At 61.1% G+C, this 3,385-nt stretch carries 3 protein-coding genes and 1 pseudogene; 2 read left to right on the top strand and 2 right to left on the bottom strand.

What is annotated here, in order from left to right:
* Window positions 1–125 precede the first annotated feature (125 nt).
* Window positions 126–278 carry a hypothetical protein gene (locus AC04SI_RS33080; protein WP_404284272.1) on the top strand — a complete coding sequence of 51 codons (153 nt, stop codon included), beginning with the start codon at window positions 126–128 and terminating at the stop codon, window positions 276–278.
* A gap of 40 nt (window positions 279–318) precedes the next feature.
* The gene (locus tag AC04SI_RS33075) at window positions 319–528 is read left to right on the top strand and encodes a cold-shock protein (protein ID WP_404284271.1); all 210 of its coding nucleotides are present in this window, start codon (window positions 319–321) and stop codon (window positions 526–528) included.
* A 31-nt stretch (window positions 529–559) separates the two neighbouring features.
* Here AC04SI_RS33075 and AC04SI_RS33070 read toward each other — a convergent pair whose 3' ends face one another.
* Window positions 560–817 (bottom strand): hypothetical protein, encoded by a 258-nt coding sequence (locus AC04SI_RS33070; protein WP_404284269.1) that lies wholly within the window; start codon window positions 815–817, stop codon window positions 560–562.
* A gap of 1,355 nt (window positions 818–2,172) precedes the next feature.
* Window positions 2,173–3,156: pseudogene (locus tag AC04SI_RS33065) on the bottom strand (IS110 family RNA-guided transposase).
* Window positions 3,157–3,385: the final 229 nt, after the last annotated feature.

Raw genomic sequence — 3,385 nt, 5'->3', positions numbered from 1 at the left:
AGCCTTGTCAGGCTACACTCCTGTGCGGCCGAAGTCACTGCGCATGACCACCCTCTAGGTGCCCGTTTGCGTCAGTTCGGACGTCCGCTCCGTGCCGGAGCGGCCTCCAAGGGCGGCAATGAACAATGACCGCTTACAGGATCTGGAGCATCGTCAGCGCAATGGCCGCGTTGCGGCGCATTCCAGACATTCACTCCGAGTCCGGTGCGCTTTCATGTTGGCAATCGATGGCCGTCATGAATATGCTTGGCCTGCTGACCTTGCCGCTGAACGGCTAGCGGTTGGGAGGCGGCCATCCTGTCAGAAAAGGGGCTTTCCATGGCTACCGGAACGGTAAAATGGTTCAATTCGCAAAAGGGTTTTGGTTTCATTCAGCCTGACCAGGGCGGCCCGGATGTGTTCGTGCATATTTCTGCCGTCGAGCGCTCCGGCCTGCGGGGCCTCAATGATGGTCAGAAGATCAGTTACGAACTGGTGCAGGACAAACGTTCCGGAAAGACGTCAGCCGATGAGCTTCGGGTGATCTGATGGAGGCTGACCGGCCTCGCGGCGGTCGGTCCTATCCCTTCCAAATCGTCGAGCGGAGAAGCGCTTGCAATTGCTCTGCCAGGTCGAGTTCGCCGCGCGCCTCGATCTCCAAAAGATATCGGGCCTTTGCCAAGCGATCCCCTTCCCTGACCGCAGGATGGGCGCAGATGGCCAGCAACGCCCTTTCCTCCTCTCGGCTCGCTCTGTAGTGGTCGCGGCTGCTGCCGCCCAGTTCGTGGTGGGCCTTGCCGAACGCCGCATATGCTGCCTTGTGCGACTTAATCAGCACTCGCAGTTCGTTGGACGGCTCTCGGTCTCGTCATGGTGGTTCTGAGGCGAGAGCCGTTGCCGCAACCGTCGATGCGGCGACAGCGCTGCCGGAATGGAAAAGCAAGGCGCGGCGGTTTGATCCTGGACGCGGTGAACTCTCCCCTTCACGGTCGTAGAAACCACGGCACCGTAACACGACGGTTCGCGCATTCAAGTCAGGATGGATAGCCCATGTCGGCCCTACAGCCAGCGTGGCTGCGGCGATGCGAAGCATGTGCACCGCGGTCAGGAGTGCCGCGCTCGACAAAGGCTGCGATAGAAGCTTGAACGTGCCGGCAGGCTTACCACGAACGGTGCGCTTCCAGGGGACGACGAATCTTGGCCACCCGCTGTGCGCAAGGGAAAAACGCAGCAGACAAGCCTGCGCTCGGCCGCCCTCCTACGGCCGACGCTGGCGACGTCGGCCCTCATCGGGTAGCAAGGAGGACGCCGCCGCGCCGGCGGTTTGGACCGCCTATCGGCAGTCACAGCGAGCCGAGTCGACGAGGCGATTATGTTGTCGGCCATCAACCCAGTGACCTCGCGCCCGAAGGCTACCTCAGCGAGCCGCGTCTTGTTGACAAGCTAGTCGCTTGTCGAGCCAGGCACCGTCGCCTCCGGACGTGCCCCCTTCCCGGCTCCACGCCTAGCCGCTCATGGCCATGACCACGCACATCGCGTCAAGCTTCGGAAATCTATGAGAAACAGGCGGTCCTGCGAGGTGCGAGCAATGTCCGCACATCGCGAAATCGCCGTATAACCCATTGAAAAACAACAACCGACCGACGCGACACATCGCGCCTTTTTATCTTGCCGTCTTAATCGGTCGTGTTTGTCGATACTTTTCGTCCATCGTCGTTCCTTTCTTTTCGTGCGATAATATACGAATCTATTCTCTGCACTACGATGCCGCCTTTGAGCGTTGAGTTCCGATGCGCCGTGCAGTCTTCCGCGCTCTGCGACGGGGTTGATCGGCTGCACTTTGGCAGCGCGCGAACCGTCGTGGCGCACTTTTCCATCGGACTGACGGAGCATCGTCACAGGCAATCGGGCGCGGTACGGCCGCCTTTCGATCGGCGCGGCCGCAGGCAACGTATGGCCCGCCCCGGCTGCAAGTGGGTTGATTGGGATCGCGCAAAGTCTGCACCAACGTATCCGGCCTCGACGCGCTGCGTCCGACCAAAATGGACATTCGCACGCCCAGGTCCCCAACAAGATACACGGTATGCCAAGGACCGTTGCCTGCCAACGGGTTTGCTGAGCGTCGATCAACTTTTTACGCAGATTCCATGCGGCGGCGCTGCCGATTGGGCTGGCGCCAGCCTGTCTCGAAAATCAGCCGGCAAACACCTTTGCCGGAGAATACGCCTGTCGGTGTGCCAGCACTGCCCATGCAATACGCGCCAGCTTGTTGGCCAGTGCGACGACGGCCCATTTGCGTTTGGCGCGCTGCAGCAGGTCACGGAGCCAGGCGCCCAAAGCGTTGTCCTTTCGTGCCAGATGCGGCAGCGCCGCACGTGGCCATGGATCAGCAGGACGCGCAGATAGGTGCTGCCCCGCTTGCTGATTCCGACCAGCCGGGGTTTGCCTCCGGTCGTAATCTGCCGCGGCACCAGCCCCAACCAGGCGACAAGGTCACGGCCCTTTTTGAAGCTTTCCGCATTGCCGATGGCGGCTGCCAGCGCCGTCGCATTGAGTGCTCCTATGCCGGGCACCGCGCACAACAGGCCTGCCGTTTCGTTGGAGCGCGCCAGCAAAACGAATTCGCGATCCAGTTGCTTGATCCGCTGGTCCATGCTGGCCAGTTCGGCTGCCGTCTCAACGATCAGCTGTTGCATCCGGGTGCTGAGACCAGATGCTCCGGACCGCTCGTTGCGCAGCCACCGATCGAGCATTGCCCTGCCCTTTGCAATGACGATGCCACGGTCAAAGAGAATACCGCGAAGCTGATTGATGAGCGCTGTTCTCTGCCCGACCAGGCGCTCACGCGCTCGGTGCAAGGTTTGGATGTCGAACTGGTCCCGCGACTTCACAGGTACAAACCGCATCGTCGGCCGCGATGCTGCCTCTGCGATTGCTTCGGCATCCCGATCGTCGTTTTTGTGTGACTTGACGTAGGGCTTTACATATTCGGGTGGCATCAGCCGGACCTCGGTTCCATGCCGTTCGCATTCGGCCATGGCCGATGCGTTCAGCTCGATCTGCAATTGATCGGTGGCGCGCTCGATCTCTAGTCTCGCGTTGTGCGGCCGGATCAGGGCCGAGCAAAGGCGTGTGATCGACGCCCGAGAGCGACTGACGAAGATCGATCCCCGGCACTGACGGCGTTCCTGAGTTAGCAAATCTAAATGCAGCGCGGCGCCACCTGTGGTAGAAATGAACTGCTGGAGTAGGTCTCGCGGGAGGAGTCCTTGGGTATAAAATCGAAGCTCGCCAAAATGTCGGCGGCGCTGCTCACCAGGCGTGTGGCCGCCGCTCAATCCACTGCTGCCGTCAAGCCGATCCGAACGTCGCTCGCCGACGTTCCCCTTAGGCGCCAGCCACTTCC

The sequence above is a fragment of the Mesorhizobium sp. CNPSo 4689 genome (assembly GCF_057784325.1).
This window is presented reverse-complemented; position numbering and strand designations above follow the sequence as displayed.